At 62.3% G+C, this 19,853-nt stretch carries 13 protein-coding genes; 6 read left to right on the top strand and 7 right to left on the bottom strand.

The annotated features are described in order from the left end of the window. Positions 1 to 6 precede the first annotated feature (6 nt). Both Q8O69_RS16305 and Q8O69_RS16300 read left to right on the top strand, forming a co-directional pair. The gene (locus Q8O69_RS16305; protein ID WP_305593283.1) at positions 7 to 771 is read left to right on the top strand and encodes a hypothetical protein; all 765 of its coding nucleotides are present in this window, start codon (positions 7 to 9) and stop codon (positions 769 to 771) included. Between the two features lie 263 nt (positions 772 to 1,034). Then, positions 1,035 to 1,808, top strand: a complete 774-nt coding sequence (locus tag Q8O69_RS16300; RefSeq protein WP_305593282.1) for a hypothetical protein — start codon at positions 1,035 to 1,037, stop codon at positions 1,806 to 1,808. 122 nt (positions 1,809 to 1,930) lie between these two features. Here the strand turns inward: Q8O69_RS16300 and Q8O69_RS16295 are convergent, their stop codons facing one another. The 4 genes from Q8O69_RS16295 to Q8O69_RS16280 form a co-directional block, all read right to left on the bottom strand. Then, positions 1,931 to 2,524: a hypothetical protein gene (locus Q8O69_RS16295; protein WP_305593281.1), complete on the bottom strand. Its 594-nt coding sequence runs from the start codon at positions 2,522 to 2,524 to the stop codon at positions 1,931 to 1,933. Beyond that, entirely contained in the window at positions 2,521 to 3,771 is a 1,251-nt protein-coding gene (locus Q8O69_RS16290) for a peptidyl-prolyl cis-trans isomerase (protein ID WP_305593280.1), read from the bottom strand. The genes Q8O69_RS16295 and Q8O69_RS16290 overlap by 4 nt, the downstream gene beginning before the upstream one ends. Before the next feature lies 1 nt (position 3,772). Further along, positions 3,773 to 4,762: a hypothetical protein gene (locus tag Q8O69_RS16285; RefSeq protein ID WP_304863624.1), complete on the bottom strand. Its 990-nt coding sequence runs from the start codon at positions 4,760 to 4,762 to the stop codon at positions 3,773 to 3,775. 152 nt (positions 4,763 to 4,914) lie between these two features. After that, positions 4,915 to 6,561, bottom strand: a complete 1,647-nt coding sequence (locus Q8O69_RS16280; RefSeq protein ID WP_305593279.1) for a Na/Pi cotransporter family protein — start codon at positions 6,559 to 6,561, stop codon at positions 4,915 to 4,917. Positions 6,562 to 6,915: 354 nt separating this feature from the next. Between Q8O69_RS16280 and recC the strand changes: the two genes are divergently transcribed. The 4 genes from recC to Q8O69_RS16260 all read left to right on the top strand — a co-directional run bounded on the left by recC (position 6,916) and on the right by Q8O69_RS16260 (position 16,632). Beyond that, positions 6,916 to 10,212: an exodeoxyribonuclease V subunit gamma gene (gene recC, locus Q8O69_RS16275; protein WP_305593278.1), complete on the top strand. Its 3,297-nt coding sequence runs from the start codon at positions 6,916 to 6,918 to the stop codon at positions 10,210 to 10,212. Next, positions 10,209 to 13,754 carry an exodeoxyribonuclease V subunit beta gene (recB, locus tag Q8O69_RS16270; protein ID WP_305593277.1) on the top strand — a complete coding sequence of 1,182 codons (3,546 nt, stop codon included), beginning with the start codon at positions 10,209 to 10,211 and terminating at the stop codon, positions 13,752 to 13,754. Before recC ends, recB begins: the two co-directional genes overlap by 4 nt. A 174-nt stretch (positions 13,755 to 13,928) precedes the next feature. Then, positions 13,929 to 15,788, top strand: a complete 1,860-nt coding sequence (gene recD / locus Q8O69_RS16265) for an exodeoxyribonuclease V subunit alpha (RefSeq protein ID WP_305593352.1) — start codon at positions 13,929 to 13,931, stop codon at positions 15,786 to 15,788. Positions 15,789 to 15,867: 79 nt separating this feature from the next. Further along, entirely contained in the window at positions 15,868 to 16,632 is a 765-nt protein-coding gene (locus Q8O69_RS16260; RefSeq protein WP_305593276.1) for an ABC transporter substrate-binding protein, read from the top strand. Here the strand turns inward: Q8O69_RS16260 and Q8O69_RS16255 are convergent. Genes Q8O69_RS16255 through prlC form a run of 3 tightly spaced genes read right to left on the bottom strand, consistent with a single transcriptional unit; the run spans position 16,622 to position 19,752 of the window. Continuing rightward, a complete protein-coding gene (locus Q8O69_RS16255; RefSeq protein ID WP_305593275.1) occupies positions 16,622 to 17,398 on the bottom strand; it encodes a DUF1835 domain-containing protein in 777 nt (258 codons plus the stop codon). The two genes, Q8O69_RS16260 and Q8O69_RS16255, sit on opposite strands and share 11 nt — an antisense overlap. 21 nt (positions 17,399 to 17,419) lie before the next feature. Then, entirely contained in the window at positions 17,420 to 17,707 is a 288-nt protein-coding gene (locus tag Q8O69_RS16250; RefSeq protein ID WP_305593274.1) for a YheV family putative zinc ribbon protein, read from the bottom strand. Then, positions 17,704 to 19,752, bottom strand: a complete 2,049-nt coding sequence (gene prlC / locus Q8O69_RS16245) for an oligopeptidase A (protein WP_305593273.1) — start codon at positions 19,750 to 19,752, stop codon at positions 17,704 to 17,706. The genes Q8O69_RS16250 and prlC overlap by 4 nt, the downstream gene beginning before the upstream one ends. Positions 19,753 to 19,853: the final 101 nt, after the last annotated feature.

Here is a 19,853-nt window from a genome sequence, read left to right as displayed (position 1 = left end):
TTGTCTATGAGCAGTATCTTCGACAGGCTTACCCGTGCTCTTCCTTGGAATAAACCCATTGAACTACCAGAGCATCACCAGTGGAAGCACGCCAATATTCCCGCGCTGTTGGAGTGGCGAATAAAGGCGCGACCGTACAATATAATCGTCGCCAACGGAATGTTTCTAGTTGTATTCGTATTTGCGACGCTGATGTTTGGATGGATGGGCGGGTTATTTAACCCTGAGTCCATATCAGTAGCAGCAATAGGTATGCCGTTTTATTTATTAACAATGGCGGCCGTATACGGTACCACTCACCAAAAAACTAAATTTGCTTACCGTTTTACCGAGCAAGGTATTGAAGTTTGCGAGTGGAAAGCCCCCGGCAAAGGCTGGATGATTGCGCTGAAGTGGCTGACGGTTATTGCCGCTATCGCTGTTATATTTGTTATCGCTCTTGATCCCTCAGCATTCTGGATTGCGCTCGCCGGCCCAGGTGGTATGGGGTTACTTTATCTAAGCCTTGCTAACTCCAGTAAATACCAGGAAATGCACACCGAGTATCATCACCGCGACCACAGTTGGGATAGGTATAAAAAAATATCAATTCACCCCAAGCGGCCTGTTATAGGTCTGCACTTTGACTACTTCAACACGTCTCAGCAATCGATAGATAAAGGTGTGCTTTTTTTATATTGTAAGGAAATCCAGCTTAATAGCACCCTAGGCGTGGTTGGGGAGAAGTTGCCTGGCATTCCATCAGCATATGAGGCTTTTGATATTTACTGATGGCTGAGTTGAGTGGGCCGTTTCTGGACTTCTATTTTCATTTGCACGATGCGCCTACGTATATTGACAGTGTGTTTCTTAACAAACGCTGACAATCGCCACGAGCGGATTGTATTTTTCGCTTTGTTGTAGATTAATTTTCGGATGAGGCCGACCTGAAAAGTGATGCCTTCAGCAAGGAACCCAATGCGGATATGGTGCTCTCTTCACAGGGCACTCAACTGCTTACCCTGAACATTCCGAATGCGAGTCAATAATCGTCCATGAGTAGTATCTTCGACAGGCTTACTCGTGCTCTCCCTTGGAACAAACCCATTGAGCTACCAGAGCATCATCAGTGGAAGCACGCCAATCTTCCCACTCTGTTGGAATGGAGAATAAATGCTCGGCCATACAATACAACCGTCGCGAACGCGATGTTTGTATTTATGTTAGTCGTCGTGTCTGTCTTTAGCTATTTTCTACTCTATAGAAGTGCTCATTTTTCAGTTTCAGAAACACTTTTTATTGCGGTGCCAGGGTTTATAATGTTTTTTCTCGCTTTATACGGGGCTACGCATCAAAAAACTAAATTTGCATACCGCTTTACCGAGCTAGGTATTGAAGTATGCGAATGGAAAGCCCCCGGTAAAGGCTGGATGATTGCCCTGAAGTGGCTGACGGTTATTGCCGCTATCGCCGTTATGTTTGTTATCGCGCTTGATCCTTCTTCTGCATTGATTGCTCTTGCAGGGCCTGGTGGTATGGGGCTGCTGTACCTAGGCTTAGCCAACTCAAAGAAATTCCAAGAAATGCATACTGACTACAATACCTTCGAGTACAACTGGAGTGAGTTTAAGAGCGTAATAATTGATCGGCCCAAGAAGATAATCTGTCTTGAATCCTCTTGGCTTAGCCCGCATTCAAACCAATATGTTGATTGGCCTTTTTATATTTTTTCCAACAAAAGCCAGTTCGACAGGCATCTAAGCTTGGTTTTGGATAAGTTAAAGACTTTGCCGTGCAGCGAGCAAAGTGTCTCAGTGCTGCAGTTTTGAGTGGCGATGTGTAGTGAAATACTATGAGTCAATAATCGTCCATGAGCAGTATCTTCGACAGGCTTACCCGCTCTCTTCTCTAGAGCAGACTGATTAAACTTCCCGTGACTGCTTTTCACTATTTAGGGTTTTTGTAGGGGCGACTCTGGCAACAACTCCGGCCTCTCCCTCTGCAGTTTGCTCTGCAGCATTTCCAGCTGCTCCAGCGCGGCGCGGGCCTCAATGAGTTCGCTTGGGCTGCGTTCGCCGGATTGCGCGGCTTGTTCGATGCGCTCGCGGATTGCGGGGATCTGCTGCACGCCGCTGGCGTAGGCCATGATCTGGTCGCGGGTTTGTTGTTCTTCGAAGGCGTTGTACTGCGCCGGGTCGGCCAGCTGGACGGCGGATGCGGGTTGGCGCGGTTTGAGTTGGCCTAGGGCCGGGCTGCGAGGGTCGCCTTGGTCGGCCATTAGCTGGATCAGCATTTGCGCTTCCTGGGCATTCAGGTGCGGCTCACTGGGCGGCGCGTCCACAGGCTTTTCTGCAGGCGCTGGGATTGCTTCTGGCTGTTGTGTCGGCTGCGCGGCGGGCATCTCTGGCAAGCGAATGGGTGTGCTGGGTGGCGTTGCCGTCTGGGGCGCAACGGTTGGCGCGGTGTCGGCCTGGAGTGTGCGCACAACGACGATGGTCACGGCCGTGATCACGCCGAGCAGGCCGATGCCGAGCCAGGCCTTCATAGCCCTTCTACCTTGGCGTTGGCCAGCAGGGCGTCGACGCGGGCCTGGAAGGCTTGTGTCAGCTGTTCCTTGGCGACGGCCTGGTTGACCTCATAACGCACGCTCGGATCGCTGAGTGGCAGCTGGCGATCCTCACGGCTGCGCACCTGGACGATCTCGAACGCGCCGTCGATCAGCATCGGCTGGGAAATGCTATTGGCCTTCTGCAGCAGGGCGGTCTTGCGCAGAAAGTCCAGCTGCGCATCCTGTGGGCGAATCAGGCCAAGGTCACCGGGTGGCGTGTGGTTCTTGTTTTCGGCCAGTGAGTAGCGGCGCACGCCGTCATCGAAGCTCAGACCCTTTTGCAGTTCGGCATACACCCGGTCGGCACCGGCTTGATCAGCCAGGCGGATATGGCTGGCCTGCACCTGAGCAACGTTCAGGTAGAGCTGCAGGTTGCGCTGGTAGTAGGCCTCGGCATCCGCATCGCTGACCCGGCTTGCGCGCTCGCGCAGGCTGGTGGTCTCATGGTGGAAGTCGTTGTGCAGGCCAAGCTGATGCAGGTACTTGTGGCGGATCAGTTTGTCGCGCACCAATTGGCGGATGCCGGCTTGTTCGTCCGCGCTGAAGCCTTTCTCTCCGAGTTGATACCAGAGGTAGTCACGCAGCGCCTGCTGACGCACCTGTTCGGCCAGGTACACCAGGTTGCCCTGCTGCAGCTCCACTCGACCTTGTACGTTATCACCCTGATACAGCTCGAGCAGATTCAGGCGTTGTTCGGCCTGGCCGGGGAATTGCCAACTGATCAGTTGCACCTGCGCGGCGTCGGCCTGCTGTTGGGGACTCAGTTGCAGGCTATCGAGCACCACGCCTTGCGTCTGCATGGTCAGCACCTGGCGCAGCCGTGCACTGCTCAGCGCTTGTGGTTGGCGCAGGAAGGGCCGCACATCGTGGTCGAACTGGCGGCCGTAGACCTGCTCGATCAGGTTGGCGGCTTCGCGCTCGACTAAGGCATCCAGATCGCCGCTGTACTTGGCATTCAGCTCGGCTTCCACCTCGCGGGCCAGCACGTGGTTTTCCGCCAGGCCTGTGCGCAGCAGGCGCAGGTCGGTATTGAATTTGACCCGGGTCATGGCCTGCTCCAGCAGGCCGATGCTTTTGCCTGGCAGGCGTTCACCGTTGATGCGCATGTCCTGGCTGCCCAGGGCTGACAGGCAGATGCCGGTCAGCCCCAGTACCAGCAAACTGCGCTGGATGATCGCGCGCACCTTACAGGCCACCCTGGCCGTAGAAGGTGTTGGCACCCTTGGTCAGCACGCTGACGGTGAGAGCTATAGATTCGGGAATCAGCTCCTTGGCCACTCGCAGGCGGGTGGCGTAGCTGGTGTCGTACAGTGGCTCGGGGCGCTGGTAGGCGACCTGGGCGGTCTGGGTCAGCAGATCGCGGATCGGCTTCTGCGGGTCGTAACTGCCGACGCGGTTGGCCACTGCCGCCATATTGTTCAGGCCTTCGCTGAAGTAGTGGTCGTCCACCCAGCCTTCCCAGCCGGAGTGGCCATTGCCCGACGTAACCCAGGCATGGTGCGGCTGCGCGACATCGCCGGTGGTGTGCAGCGAGTAACCGATGGTTTGCAGGGACGGTGCGTTCTTGAACTGATCGAACCAGTACTTGGCCAGGTTATCGATGGGTTGGAAGGCCGCCGTCTGGAAGTCGCCGTAGTGCGTCTGCCAGTTGGAGTAGGTGCCCTGACGGTAGTGCGCTTCGGTGGTGTCGAAGTCGCTCTTCTTCAGCTCGCGGTTGTACAGGTAGACCATGGCGTACCAGTCGACGTCGCCGCTCCAGCTGCCGTCCACCTTGCGGTAGCGGTAGTCGTAGCCACCGTGGTCGTTGCCGTGGGCGTCGCCCTGGCGGGCCATGTTGATAAAGTGCCAATAGGAGGTGTAGTTGACCAGCGAAGCCGCTGCGCCATACACCGGCGCGTGCTCGTAGCCGACCCACCAGCCGCCCAGGCGGGTGTCCTGGAAGTCATCGACGTCGTAGGCTGCCTGGCCGAGGATTTCCCCCGCGCGGGCTTCGCTGCCAGCTGCGCCGACGTAGAACTGGTAGGCGCGTTTCATCTCGGGCGTGGCGTGCGCCGAGTTGAGGAAGGCCAGGGCGTCCTTGACGATATTCTTGTGTGTAGGTTGCGACCAGGCGCTGGCGTGGCTGGCACTAAAAGCCAGGCCTAGACCAACGACCAGGGAGGTGAGGGTTTTCATAGGGAAGGCGCTCTTTTGTTGTTGGAGTTGAGCAGTATTAGCGAGCATTGATGGCAGAACTGTTGCAATGCCGCACGCCAACTTAAAGCCTATGCCCTGGATTGCCTCAACCCAACTAAGGTTTGGTGGTATAGACCAATTTGCTTGTGTTGTTACTCCGCGCCGCCGTCCTCGTGATGCAGGTCGCCTGTCTCGCTGCTTTCCAGCACCACATAAGCGCTGGCGCAGAACAGCGAGTTGAGGCGTTTCATATCGGCGATCAGCTCCATGTGCAGGGCGCTGGTTTCGATGCTTTGCACCACCTGATGGTGCAGACGACTGACATGGGCGTGGGCCAGGCGGCGCTCCTGGGCGCGGAAGCGGCGTTTCTCGCGCAGCAGCTGGCGCGCGCTTTCCTTGTCGGCGGAGAGAAACACCGAGAGGCCCAGGCGCAGATTGGCCAGCAACTGGGCGTGCAGGGTGGTGAGTTCCTCCAGCCCGCTGTCTGAAAACGAATGGCGCTGCGCGGTCTTCTGATCCTGCACTTTGCCGAGCATGCGTTCGATGATGTCGCCGGCCTGCTCAAGGTTGACCGCCAGTTCGATGATCTCCGCCCAGCGCCGGCTGTCGTGCTCACTCAGCACCTCGCGTGGCACCTGCGCCAGGTAGAGTTTGACCGCGCTGTAGAGCGCATCGACATCATCATCCAGGCGGCGCAGCTCTTTGCCCAGGGCGGTTTGCCCACCGTGCAGCACTTCCAGCAGGTGGCTGAGCATGGTCTCGATCAGGTCGCCGATGCGCAGGGTTTCGCGCACCGCATTGGCCAGCGCCAGGCTGGGAGTGGCCAGCGCGGTGGGGTCGAGATGGCGCGGGCGGGCGACGCCGTTTTCGTCTGGGCGATCCGGTAGCAGCCAGTTACAGAAGCGCGCCATCAATCCGACTGTGGGCAGCATCAGCACGCAGCGCAGGCCGTTGTAGAGCAGGTGGAAAGCGATCACCAACTCTTCGGGGCGCCAGTTCAGGCTGTCCAGCCAGTTGGCCAGCGGGTCGAGGAACGGCATCACCAGCAGCAGGCCAATCAGCTTGTACAGCAGGCTACCCAGGGCCACGCGCTGGCCTGCCGGGGTTTGCAGGCTGCTGGTGAGAAAGGCCAGCACGCCGCTGCCGATATTCGCGCCAATCACCAGGCCGATGGCCACCGGCAGGCTGATTAAGCCAGCGCCAGTCAGCGTTGCGGTGAGCAGCACGGCGGCCAGGCTGGAATAGGAAATCAGCGCGAACAAGGCGCCGACCAACGCATCCAGCAGCAGGTCGCCGGTCAGTGAGGCAAACAGCACGCGGATGCCCTGCTCCTGGGTGATTGGCGTGGCCGCGGCGACGATCAATTCGAGTGCCAGCAGCATCAGGCCTAGGCCGATGGCTACGCGGCCGAGTTGGCCGGCGCGGGTCTGTTTGCGCGAGAGAAAGAACACCACCCCGAGAAAGATCAGCAGCGGGCTCAGCCAGCTCAGGTCTAGGGTCAGCACGCGGGCCATCAGCGCCGTGCCGACATCCGCACCGAGCATGATCGCCAGCGCCGGAGTCAACGCCATCAGGCCCTGGGCGACAAACGAGGTGACCAGTAGCGCGGTGGCGTTGCTGCTCTGCACCAACGCGGTAACGCCGATGCCGGCGGCAAAGGCCAGCGGCCGCTTGCTGACGTTATGGCTAAGCACCTTGCGCAGGTGCGAGCCATACACCCGCAGGATGCCGGTACGGACGATATGGGTGCCCCAGATCAGCAAGGCGACGGCAGACAGAAGATTAAGCAGGGTGAGCATGGTGCTGCTCCCTGGCGCGTCAGCCCGGTTGCAGCGTGACGCGTGGTTTTTACTTGTTATAAAGGCCCATCTTGTAGAAGCGCAGGCCCTGTAATTAGCTTTAGCTGGGGTTGGCCATCCGCGCCAGCGCGCGACACAGACTGTCGCGTAATCCCGCCAGGCTGCGTGAGCTGATAACCTTAGAACCTGTTTACGATCTAGCGAGCTAGAGCCGGGCAAGGCAAAAACGGCCGAGGAAGCGGAGTTTACGAGCTGTAAATGAGCATTCCGAGGCTGTTTTTAACGCCGCCAGGCCGACGCGCAGCAGATCGTAAGCAGGTTCTTGCCCGCTACTGAACGGAAGCGCCCCCTCCGATGCTCACTCTCTACCACGCCCCCGATCTGGAAACCCTTGGCGAGCTGGCCACCACCCTGCTCGCCACGCCGATGCGCGAGCCCTTTGCGCCGGCGTTGGTGGTGGTACCGAGCCAGGGCATGGGGCGCTGGTTGACTCTGGAGCTGGCGCGCAAGCAGGGCATCGCCATGCAGCTGGAGGTGCAGCTGCCGGCCAAGTTTGTCTGGGACTTGTCGCGCCTGGCTTTGGGCCAGCTGCCGGAGCAATCGGCTTTTAGTCCCAGCAGCCTGAGCTGGCGCCTGTATGACTGGCTGTGCGAACCGGCTCACCTGGCCGAAGCGCCGCGCCTGGCGCATTACCTGGAAGGTGGCGATGAACGCCGCAGGCTGTCATTAGCCGTGAAGATCGCCGACGTATTCGACCAATACCTGCTGTATCGCGACGATTGGTTGGCCAGCTGGGAGCGCAACGACTTGCTCGATCTCGGCCCGGATGAAGGCTGGCAGGCGCTGCTCTGGCGTGAGCTGACCAAAGACGGCCACCCGCACCGCGCGCGTCTGCTGGAAGAGCTGCTCACCCGCCTGTATGACGCCACGCCCATCGCCGGGCTGCCCGAGCGCGTGCTGGTGTTCGGCATCAGCTCGCTGCCGCCGCACCATATGCGCGTGCTCGAAGGCCTGGCGCGGCATACCCAGGTGATTGTTTTCGCCCTTAACCCGTGCCGCGAAGCCTGGGGGGAGATTCGCGATATCCGTGAGTTGGCCAGACAACCCGAACTCAGTCCGGACGATTGGTATTTGGATGTCGGCCATCCGTTATTGGCAAGCCTGGGCAAGCAGGGTCGCGACTTTTTCGACAGCTTGTTTAGCCTTGCTTCCAGCGAGGGCAGTCAGGAAATCGGCCTGTATTCCGAAGACGTTGATCTGCACGACGCCAGCCTGTTGCAGGCATTGCAGAACGACATCCTGCGCCTGTGCACCCGCACCGCCGATGAACGTTTGCTGCTGCGCGAAGACGACCGCTCGCTGGAGCTGCACGTCGCCCACTCGCCGCTGCGCGAGGTGGAAATCCTGCATGACCAGCTGCTCGCGCGCTTTGCCGCCGAGCCTGGCCTGACTCCGGATCAGGTGGTGGTGCTGACCCCGGATATCGAGCGTTACGCGCCCTATATCGAGGCGGTGTTCGCCCCCCGCGAAGGTGTGCCGCGCATTCCTTTCAGCCTGGCCGACCGCAGCCTGCGTGCGGAAATCCCGCTGATCGAAGCCTTCCTCAACCTGCTGGCGCTGCCGGACAGCCGCTTCGCCGCCGAGGAAATCCTTGCCTGGCTGGAACAGCCGGCCATCGCCCGCCGCGTCGGTATTGAGGCAGAAGACTTACCGCTGCTGCGCGACTGGTTGCGCGACGCCGGCGTGCGCTGGGGCCGCGATGCAACGCACCGCGAGCAACTGGGCCTGCCGGCGGATGCGGCCTTTACCTGGCGGCAAGGGCTGGATCGCCTGCTACTGGGCTTTGCCGCGCCGCCGCAATTAGCAGGCCTGGCAGCACCGTTGCTGGGCGACAGTTGGCCGCTGGATGCGCTGGAAGGCGGCCGCGCACAACTGCTTGGGCGGTTGGCGGGTTTTGTCGAGCGCCTGGCCGTTCTGGCGCAGAGCCTGCAACGGCCGCGCGCCCTGGGCGAATGGGCCGAGAGCCTGCAAGGGCTGATCGATCAGCTGTTTGATGAGCGCGAGGCCGGCGAGACCCTGTTACTGCTGTCCAAGGCCTGCGCCGCGCTCAAGGAGCAGGGCGAGGCCTCGGGGGTTGAGCGGCCGATTGAGCTGGCGCTGATTCGTCAGCAGCTGACCGCTGCCTTGGAGCAGGGCAGCGCCGCCTCGGGTTTTCTCACTGGTGCGGTGACCTTCTGCACCATGGTGCCGATGCGCAGCCTGCCGTTCCGTCTGGTCTGCCTGCTCGGCCTGGATGACGGTGCGCTGCCACGGCGCACCCCCGCCGCCGGTTTCGATCTGATCAGCCAGAAGCCCCGCCGTGGCGACCGCGCACGCCGTCTGGATGACCGCTACCTGCTGCTGGAAACCCTGCTTTCGGCCCGTGGCGGCCTATACCTGAGTTACGTCGGCCGCGACCCGCGCAGCAACGCCGAGCTGCCGCCCTCGGTGCTGGTCAGTGAACTGCTGGATGTGGTCGACCTCACCGCTGTTTGTGAAGGTGATTGTGGGAGGGGCTTTAGCCGCGACGAGCAGACCGGCCAGAAACGAGCCAGCGCCCATATCACCCATCACCACCCGTTGCAGCCCTTCGCGCCAGGCAACTTCGCCGGCAACCGCCATGCCGGCTTTGCCGCGCCCTGGTTCCACGCTGCGCAGCGCTTGAGTCAGGCGGTGCAAGCCCCCGCGCCCTTTGCCAGCGCTCTGGATGCGCCGGATGCGGACTGGTTAAGCATCGAACCAAGCCAGCTGATTCACTGCTTTAAACACCCGGCGCGCTACCTGCTGGAACAGCGCCTCGGCCTGCGCCTGGCGCAGAGCGAGGAAACCCTGGCCGGCGACGAGCCGTTCAGTGTCGAGTGGACCAGCCAGCATGGCCTGCGTCAGTTGGCCTTGCAGGCCATCGAGCAGGGTTGGAGCGAACGTCAGGAGCGCGCCGTAGCCGCCGCGTCGGGCTGGCTGCCGGTGGGCGAGCTGGGTCAGGCGCACTGGGGACAGATTCGCGGGCCGATCCGCGCCTTTGCCCCGACGCTGTTCGATGAGCGCCCGGATGACGCGCCGCAACCGCTGTTGGTCGATATCGAGCTGGCCGGCGTACGCATCCACGGCTGGCTGGATGGCGTGACCAGTGCCGGGCTGTTCGACTACCGCCTGCGGGATCTCGGCGCCTGGGAGCTGGCGCCGTTCTGGCTGCGTCACCTGCTGCTCAACTGCGCCGCCAGTCCCGAGATCAGCCGCGACAGCCGCCTGCTCTCGCCGAAAAGCGAATGGCGTCTGGGCGCGTTGGCGAATGCCCGTGAGCTGCTGTTGCCCTGGCTGGAGGCCTACAAAAGCGCGTTATGCGAGCCGCTGCCGCTGTTCGCCAAGTGCAGCCACGGTTTTGCCCGCAAATGGCGCAACCCTGGGCGCAAGGAGCCGATTGACGCCGCCCGCAGCGAAGCGCGGGTGATGTGGCAAGGCAATGACTTTATGACCGGCGAAGGCCAAGACCCCTGGAACGCCCTAGCCTTCCGCGACCGTGAGCCGCTGGACGAACGCTTCGAAGCGCTGGCCGAACAACTCTACGGCCCAGCGCTGGATGCCCTGCAAGGCAGTGACGAGGACGAAGCATGAGCAGCGCCAGCCTGAACCTGCTGCACGACAGCTTCACCGGCCGTTCGTTGATCGAGGCCAGCGCCGGCACCGGCAAAACCTGGACCCTGACCGCGTTGTACGCGCGCCTGTTGCTGGAGAAGCAGCTCAACGTCAGCCAGAGTCTGGTGGTGACCTTTACCACCGCCGCTACCGCCGAGCTGCGCGAGCGCATTCGTAAACGTCTGGCCGAGCTGCTGGTGGTCTACGAACAGGGGCCTGGCGACGACGCGTTGCTAAACGAGCTGCATGCCCAGTATCCGGATGCCGCCAGTCATCGGCGTTTGCTCCTGGCGGTACATGGTTTCGACGAGGCGGCGATCTTCACCATCCACGGCTTCTGCCAGCGCGCCTTGCAGGACGCCGCGTTTGAAGCGGGTGGCGATTTCGACAACGAACTGACCCACGACGACCGCGAAATTATCGACGCCCTGCTCGCCGACCTCTGGCGCCATGAGCTGGCCAGCGCCGAGCCGGAGTGGGCGGCGTTTCTGGTGCAGCAGAAGATCACCCCGCAAGTTCTGCGTCAGCGCCTGCGCAATCACCTGGGCAAGCCGTACCTGCGCATCGAGCCGCAACCGGGCACGCGCAGTGAAATGAGCGCCCTACGCGCCGCCTGGCAGCAGACGCAGCGCCTCTGGTTGAGTGAAAGCGCCGGCTGGCTGGCGCAGCTCAAGGCCTTCGATGGCTTCAAGAGCAATATGTGCAACCCAGCCAAGCTGGGCGTTTGGCAGGCCGAGCTGGACGGTTATTTCAGCGACGCCGCTGCGCTGTTCAGCAAGACCGAAGCGCATCGCCGCCTGGCCCGCGAAGGCTTGAACAAGGCCAGCAAGAAGGGCTGCGAAGCCCCGGCCAATCCGCTGGCCGCTGCGCTACAGGAACTCTGCGATGCCCTCGACGCCGCGCAACCCGAGGCCGAGCAACGCCTGATCGATCTGCAGGTGCGTTTGATCCATCAACTCAACGAGCAACTGCCCGCGCGCAAGGCGGCGCAGCGGCTGCTGGCCTTTGACGATCTGCTTAACAAACTGCAGCAGGCTTTGCAGAGCGAGGGCGGCGAGCACCTGGCGAGCACCCTGCGTGCGCAGTATCCGGTGGCGTTGATCGATGAGTTTCAGGACACCGACCCGGTGCAGTACCGGGTGTTTCACCGTATTTATCAGGACGCCGGCGACCTGTGTTTTGTCGGCGACCCCAAGCAGGCCATCTACGCCTTCCGTGGTGCGGATCTGGCGACCTACCTCAAGGCCCGCAGTGAAGCCGCGCGCCAGTACAGCCTGGCCACCAACCACCGCTCCACGCCTGAGCTGATCGCCGCGCTGAATCAGCTGTTCGACCGGTCCATGCCCTTTGCCGAGAAAGGCTTGGCTTACCAACAGGTCGGGGCCAGCAGCAAGGCGCGGGCGCAACTGGTATTGCCGCGTATTGAGGATGAAACCGACGCACCGCTGGCATTGGTCTGGCTGGATAACGACTACCTGGGCAAGGGCGAAGCGGGCGTATTGGTGGCACGGGATACGGCGCGGCGCATTGCGGCGGTGCTCAGCGCCAGTAGTCAGGGCCAGGCCTATTTTGACCAGGATGGCACGCGCACACCGCTCAAGGGCGGGGATATCGCTGTGCTGGTGGCCAGTCACCGTCAGGCCGGTGAAGTGGCCGCCGAGCTGGCCGCCCGTGGTGTGCCCAGCGTGCGCCGAGGCAAGGAGAACGTCTGGCACAGCGAGGAGGCCGATGAGCTGTCCGCCGTGCTCGCCGCCTATGCCGAGCCGGGCCGCGAGGGCGCATTGCGTTATGCCCTGGCCAGCCGTTTGCTGGGTCGTAGTGCCGCCGATCTCGCCGCCTGCAGTGAGGACGCTCAAGCCTGGGACCGCGAGCGCGAAGCCGCCGAACGCTACCATCAACTCTGGCAGCAACAGGGCTTTATGCGCGCCTTCCGCGCCTGGCTGGATGAGCAACAGGTGGCCCAGCGCCTGCTGGCGTTGGTCGATGGCGAACGGCGCCTGACCAACCTGCTGCACCTGGCCGAACTGCTGCAAACCGAAAGCCTGCAACGCCCCGGTCTGGAGCAATTAATCGCCTGGTTCAACGCCCAGCGCAGCGCTGAGGCCCACGGCGAAGACGCCCTGCTGCGTCTGGAAAGCGATGCCGAACGGGTGCAGATCGTCACCATCCACACCTCCAAGGGCCTGGAATACCCGCTGGTGTTCTGCCCCTACCTGTGGGACGGCGCGCTGCTGCGCCAGCATGAAGACATCAGCTGCCACGCCGACGACGGCACGCCGCTGCTGGACCTCGGCAGCGAACAGCTCGACACACACCGCGAGCGCGCCCGTCATGAGCGTTTCGCCGAAAAACTGCGCCTCACCTATGTGGCCCTGACCCGTGCGCGGGATCGCCTGTGGCTGCACTGGGGGCCGGTGGACTGCAAACCGAAAAAGGACGGCACCCTCGGTGACAGCGGCCTGCACAGCAGCGCTCTGGCCTGGCTGCTGCACGGCCGCGCGTTGCCGGGTGAGGATGCCTTGGCCGAGCTGGCTGGTCATCTGCAAAGCCTTAGCCCGCAGGGTTTGCGTGCAGAAATTGAACAACTGATCGCCAGCAGCCAGGGCCAGATGATTATCCAGCCGCTGCGTGAGGGTGAGGCCAGCGCCGCCGATGAGCAGCGTGCCCCAGCCCCGCAGCAACTCGCCAGCCTGCAACGCAGCCTGCACAGCGCCTGGCGCATCGGCAGCTTCTCCGGGCTGGCCGCCGGTATGCATATGGAAGCGCCGGACCGTGACGGCCTGGTGCTGCCGGATGCCAGCGAGCCGGGCAGCGGCTTCTTTGCCTTCCCCCGTGGTGCGCGTGCCGGTACTTGCCTGCACGCCATTCTCGAAGACTGGGCGCGCGGCAAAGGCGCGCTGGCTGAGCTGATCGAGCCGGGGCTAAGCGGCCACGGTATCAGCAGCGACTGGCAGACGGTGGCGCTGGCCCACCTGCAACTGGTGATCGACGCTGATCTGGATGGCAATGGCCTGACCCTCGCCGGCCTCAACCCGGCGCGGCGTTTGCCTGAGCTGGGCTTTACCTTCCCTCTGGCAGGGTTGGATGTGCAGCGCCTGCGCGCCATTCTCTGCGACCCGGCCCATGGCCTGGCGGCACCGATGCGCGAGGCAGCGGCGCGGCTGGAATTCGACAGCCTCAAGGGCTTTCTCAAGGGCTTTATCGACCTGACCTTCGAGCACGATGGGCGCTGGTATATCGCCGACTACAAGTCCAACTGGCTCGGCCCGGACGCCAGCTACTACGGCGGCGAACGACTGCTGCAAGCCCTGGCCGCCGAGCATTACTACCTGCAATACCTGATCTATCTGGTGGCGTTGCGGCGCTTTCTGCGTCAGCGCCTGGACGACTTCAGCAATGACCAACTGGGCGGCGCCTATTACCTGTTTCTGCGCGGCATGCCGAGCGCCGGGGTGTATTTTTCGCGGCCCAGCGATGGGCTGCTCGATGCGCTGGATACCTTGTTTGCGGAGGGCCGATGATGCCGCTTCGTAGCCCGGATGCCATCCGGGAAAGGTCATCGTACCGCCTCACGCATGCCCCGGCTTGCATCCGGGCTGCGAGCTATGGATCTTGCGTAGGAGCGGGCCATGCCCGCGAAAATGTGGCAGCGCAAAACCATCGCGGGCATGGCCCGCTCCTACAGGGGTATCGCCATGCTGTCTGATCTACCCCTTGGCCCATTGGAACGCGCGCTGGTCGACAGCCTGCAGCGCCTTGATCCTACGGCGTCACCTGTGGTGCTGGCCTCGGCGGCGTTGCTGTGTATGGCGTTGGATAAAGGCGATGTGTGCCTGCCACTGGCGCGATTGGCCGGGCAGCGGCCCTGGCCCGAGCACGCGTTTAACGTGCCGGCGCTGGGTGAATGGCAAGCTCAGCTTGAGGCCTCGGCCCTGGTGGGCGGCGACGGTGATTTCACCCCGCTGATTCTCGAACACGGCCGCCTCTATCTGGCGCGCTACCAGGCCTACGAACGTCAATTGGCCGAACAGTTGTTGCGGCGTGCAGCCGATTTGCCGGTAGTGGATGAGGCGCAATTGAGCGAAAGCCTGGCCCGGCTATTTGCTTTCAACTCTTTATCACAGGCGGGGCAGCAACAACCCGACTGGCAGCGCCTGGCCGCCGCACAAGCGGTACGGCGTAAGCTGGCGGTGATCTCCGGCGGCCCCGGCACCGGCAAAACCACCACTGTGGTGCGTCTGCTCGCCGCGTTATTAGAACAACCTGGCTGCGAACATCCGGGCGGCGCTCCGCTGGCCATCGGCCTGGCCGCGCCAACGGGCAAGGCCGCCGCGCGGATGGCCGAAGCCATTCGTAATGCCAAAGCCGAATTGCCGGTCAGCGAGGCGATCAAAGCCGCGCTGCCCGATGAGGCGCGCACCTTGCACCGCCTGCTCGGAAGCCGGGGCGACAGCCCGCAGGTGCGGCATCACGCTGCCAACCCGCTGGCGCTGGACGTGCTGGTGGTGGACGAAGCCTCGATGGTCGATCTGGCGCTGATGGCCAAGCTGCTCGATGCACTGCCGCCCACTGCGCGGCTGATCCTGCTCGGCGACAAGGACCAGCTGTGCGCCGTGGAAGCCGGCGCGGTGTTTGCCGAACTCTGCGAGGGCCGTGGCTTTGATGCTCAGGCCGCCAGCGAGCTGCAACGTATCACCGGCCAGCAGGTGCAGGTCAGCCAACCCAGCTCGCAACTGGGCGACGCCGTGGTACTGCTGACCCACAGCCACCGCTTTGCCGGCGACAGCGGCATTGGTGAATTGGCGCGGCGGATTAATAGCGGCGATGTCAGCGGTACGCTGAACCTGCTCAAGGAAGACCGCCACGACTTGGCCTGGAATGCCCAGCCGACGCCCAACGAGCTGCTGGAGCGTCTGGATCAGGGCTACGCGCCCTATATCAGCGCTGCCAAAAGTGCCGACCCTGCTGCGGCCTTCGCCGCGTTCAATACCTTCCGCGCGCTTTGCGCCCAGCGTGAAGGTGCCTGGGGCGTGGCTGGGATCAACGAGGCCTTGGAGGCACGGATCAAGCGCCGCAGTCATGTTGCCAGCCGCGAGCGCTGGTACGTTGGTCGGCCAGTGATGGTGCGGCAGAACGACTACGCCCTTGGCTTGTTTAACGGCGATATCGGTATCTGCCTACACACTGAGTACGGCCTGCGAGTGTTTTTTGAGGGTGAAGAAGGCTACCGCCCCTTCGCCCCGGCGCGCTTGCCCAGCCACGACAGCGCCTTCGCCATGACCGTGCACAAAAGCCAGGGCTCGGAATTCGCCGAAGTGCTGCTGGTGTTGCCCGAGCAACCCAGCCCATTGCTAAGCCGCAGCCTGTTCTACACCGGCATCACCCGCGCCAAACACAAGGTGGAAATCTGGGCTTTGCCGCCGCGTTTAAGCGAGGCCGTGGCCACCCGCGCGGAGCGGGCAGCGGGGCTGGCTGAGCGGTTGGCCAATGCACCTGCGGCTGTGCATGCTGATGCCCCCACCGCGACCAATGGCCAGCTAGGGTTATTTGACTAGTTATGCGCATAGTGCCGCCTACACTGGAGTCAGGATCACTGCTGCTCTGCGTTGCGCGTCCCGCGCTAAGGTCAGGTTGATGCCTGCACGAACACTTATCTGTCTGTTCTTAAGCCTAGCGCTCTGCACCAGCGCCCTGGCGGCGCCGTTGCGTCTGGTTACTGGCGATGACTACGCGCCCTTTACCGGTAAGGCGCTGCCTGCAGGTGGCATGCTGACGCAGGTGGTGCGCGCGGCATTGCAGCGCAGCAGTATCGACAGCAGCCTGGATTGGCAGCCATGGAACCGCGGATACCTGAAAACCCTGCGCGGGCAGTATGACGCGACTTTCCCTTACGTACGCACCCCACAGCGCGAAGAGGTATTTCTCTACTCGGAGCCGCTGTTTATCGCCGAACAGCATATTTTCAGCCGTGCTGGTGAGGTGATCGAGGTCGACGATGTGTCCAGCATGCAGGGCCGCCGCCTGTGTTATCCACTCGGTTGGCAGCCACCGCCGATCATTCAGCAGTTGCTTGATGATGGGCAGTTAAACCGGCACTCCCCGGCCGGGCTGAATGAGTGCGCACGCCTGCTATTGATGGATCGCGATGATTTCTTTATCTCCGATCGGCGCCTGGGTGAAACCGCGCTGCAATTGACCGGAGTGCCTAGCGAACGCTTTCGCCGCTCCAACAGTGCGATCAGCAGCAGTACCTTGCACCTGATCGTGCCGCGCAGTCACCCGCAAGCGGCGGTGATCATCGCGCAGTTCAACCAGGGCTTGGCGCAATTGCGCGCCAATGGCGATTACCAGCGCATGCTTGATCGCCATCAGCAGCAGGGCGAAAGCGCTACGCCTTGAGCTGGCGTACCTGCTGATCGGCGTAGGCTGCCGTTAACGGTTGGGACAGCTGCAACTGCTTAGCGCGAGCCAGCTCACAGGCGCGCCAATGCAGAAAGGAATCTGTCGGGAAGAAGCCTTTGCACTGCGCCATCACCTCGGCCATCACTCGAGCCAATGGCCGCCAATCCTCGGTGCAATGCTGCAGCAAGGGGTTATCGACCAAGTCGTGCTCGTGATACTTGAAGCGCCCGGCATGCCAGATACGGATAGCCGTGTTGTGCTGCTTCGCTTGCTGCCACTGCTCGACCAGCAAGCTGCGCCTGGCGGCATCCAGTTGCTGGCGCTGCTGATACAGCGCCGGCAGTTCCTCAGGGCGCCGCAGGGACACCGCCCGGCGCGGTGGTAGCTGTGGATTGCCGCAGGCGACTTCCCATAACTCGATAGCAGAGCCGGCCAACGCATGGGCTACGCGAGCCAGCAGCAATTGCTCGGAGCAACTGTCGCCATGCCAGACGGTAACCGCGCGCTCGCCAGTTGCCAGTTCGGCCAGCCACCGCGCATCGGCCGACAGTTCGGCAGTGAAATCCGGCGCCGGTTGCACCGCGTGCGGCCAGACGCTTTGCCAGTAGGCGCTGCGTGTACTGCACGGCGGGCTGTCGATATCCTGCAGCGGCCCGACTGCCAGATCATCACGCATCACCCGCAAAGCTGTGCGCGCCACGCTTTCACCGAGGGCGAAGCCCACCCCCTCGGCTGCTGCATCGCCACAGACCAGATGCCACATATGCCCTCCTTGGCGGTTTGTTTATTCGGTTGGTTTTTTTAACTTCGGATTAGGGAAGAACTGCACAACTTGCACTTTGGGGTCGGCGACCTTGGGTTTTAGTGCGCTGATATTGACCCGCGTCGGCAGCTCGCGCGGCACCGAGTTGCCGCGTTCGTCCAGGGTGTCGGCGTAGCCGCAGGCCACGCATTCGCGGTGCGGCACGTTATCCACATTCCACATCTGGATCTTGTCCATTTCGCTGCACGCCGGGCAGACCGCCCCGGCGATAAAGCGTTTTGCGCTGACATTTACAGGTGCATCTGTCATGCGGCCTCCTGGCTCAGGCCTAGGTGGCGCAGCAGGGCGTCGATGGAGGGTGGGCGGCCACGGAAGTCGACAAACAGCACCATCGGTTCCTGCGAACCGCCGCGGGCCAGAATCGCCTCACGGAAGGCGCGACCGGTGGAACTGTTGAATACGCCTTCTTCCTCGAATTTGGAGAAGGCGTCGGCGCTCAGCACTTCGGCCCACTTGTAGCTGTAGTAACCGGCCGCATAACCGCCGGCGAAGATGTGCGCAAAGCTATTGGGGAAGCGGTTGTAGGCTGGCGGACGCAGCACCGAGACTTCCTGGCGGATGCCTTCGAGTACGTCAAGCACGCTGCGGCCGTCGCCGTGGGTGGCGTGCAGTTCGAAGTCGAACAGGCTGAATTCGATCTGCCGCACCATCATCAAGCCGGACTGGAAGTTCTTCGCCGCCAGCATCTTGTCCAGCAGGTCCTGTGGCAGCGGCTCGCCGGTCTCAAAATGGCCGGAAATCAGCGCCAGGCCCTCGGGCTCCCAGCACCAGTTCTCCATAAACTGGCTCGGCAGCTCCACGGCATCCCAGGCCACGCCGTTGATGCCTGACGCGCCGGCATGTTCGACGCGGGTCAGCAGGTGATGCAGGCCGTGGCCAAATTCGTGGAACAGGGTGGTGACTTCATCGTGGGTCAGCAGCGCCGGCTTGCCGCCGACTGCCGGGGTGAAGTTGCACACCAGGTTGGCCACCGGGCTGATCAGCTTGCCAGCAGCGTCTCGGCGTTTGTCACGCGCGCCGTCCATCCAGGCGCCACTGCGCTTGTTGGCGCGGGCGTAAAGGTCGAAGAAGAATCGGCCGACGTGGGCGCCGTTCTCCTTGATTTCAAACAGGCGCACATCCGGGTGCCAGCTGTCGAAGCCGGATAGCTCCTCAATCTGGATGCCGTAGAGCTTCTCGACGATGGCGAACAGGCCGCTGAGCACCTTGTCGATGGGGAAGTAGGCGCGGAGGATTTCCTGGGAAATGCTGTAGCGCTGCTCGCGCAGTTTCTCGCTGTAGTAGCCCACATCCCAGCTTTGCAAATCGTTGCAGCCCTGTTCGGCAGCAAAGGCTTGCAGCTCGCGCAGGTCCTGCTCGGCAAACGGCTTGCCGCGCACGCCGAGGTCACGCAGGAAGTGCAGCACCTGATCGGTGGTCTCGGCCATCTTGCTGGCCAGGCTCAGCTCGGCGTAATTGTCGAAGCCCAGCAGCTTGGCCAGCTCCTGACGCAGGGCGAGGATTTCCAGCATCACCGGGCCATTGTTGTTCTGTCCGGCATTCGGTCCCTGATCGGAGGCGCGGGTGCAGTAGGCGGCATACACCTCTTCGCGCAGGGCGCGGTCATTGGCGTAGGTCATCACCGCGAAGTAGCTGGGAAACTCCAGGCTGATCAGCCAGCCGTCCAGGCTCTTGGCCTCGGCGGCCTGCTTCATCTGCGCTTTGGCGGAGTCGGTCAGGCCATCCAGAGCGGCTTCGTCGGTGATGTGCTTGGTCCAGGCCTGGGTAGCATCAAGCAACTGATTGGAGAAGCGGCTTTCGAGCTCGGATATCCGCATCTGGATCTCGCCGTAGCGCTTCTGCTGTTCGGCCGGCAGGTCGATACCGGACAGGCGGAAATCACGCAGGGCGTGTTCGAGGATGGTCTTCTGCGCCACGTCGAAACCGGCGGCTGCGGGGCTTTCAGCCAGCTTCTGATAGGCCTGGAACAGCGGCTGGTTCTGGCCGATTTCGGTCCAGTACTCGGACAGCTTCGGCAGGCAGGCCTCGTAGGCGGCGCGCAGCTCGGGGCTATTGCACACGGCATTCAGGTGGCCGGCCGGCCCCCACGCCTGGTTCAGGCGTGCGCGCAACTCATCCCGCGCGAGCACCAAGCCATCCCAGCTCGGTGTGCCAGACTGTTGTTCAAGCAGCCGGCTCATGGCCGCGCGGTTGTCGGCAAGAATGCTGTCCACCGCCGGCTCGACATGCTCCGGGCGGATGGCGGCATAGGACGGCAGATCGAAGGCTTGCAGCAGTGGATTGTTGGCAGTCACGACAGGTCACCTGTAACGGAATGGGTTTGCAGCTGTGACCCCGGCGGGCGCAAAAGGCTCCCAGGGGCAGGCTTGAGTGGATACCGCCATCGACAAAACAG

Source organism: Pseudomonas sp., assembly GCF_030690725.1.
Lineage (GTDB): Bacteria > Pseudomonadota > Gammaproteobacteria > Pseudomonadales > Pseudomonadaceae > Aquipseudomonas.
This window is presented reverse-complemented; position numbering and strand designations above follow the sequence as displayed.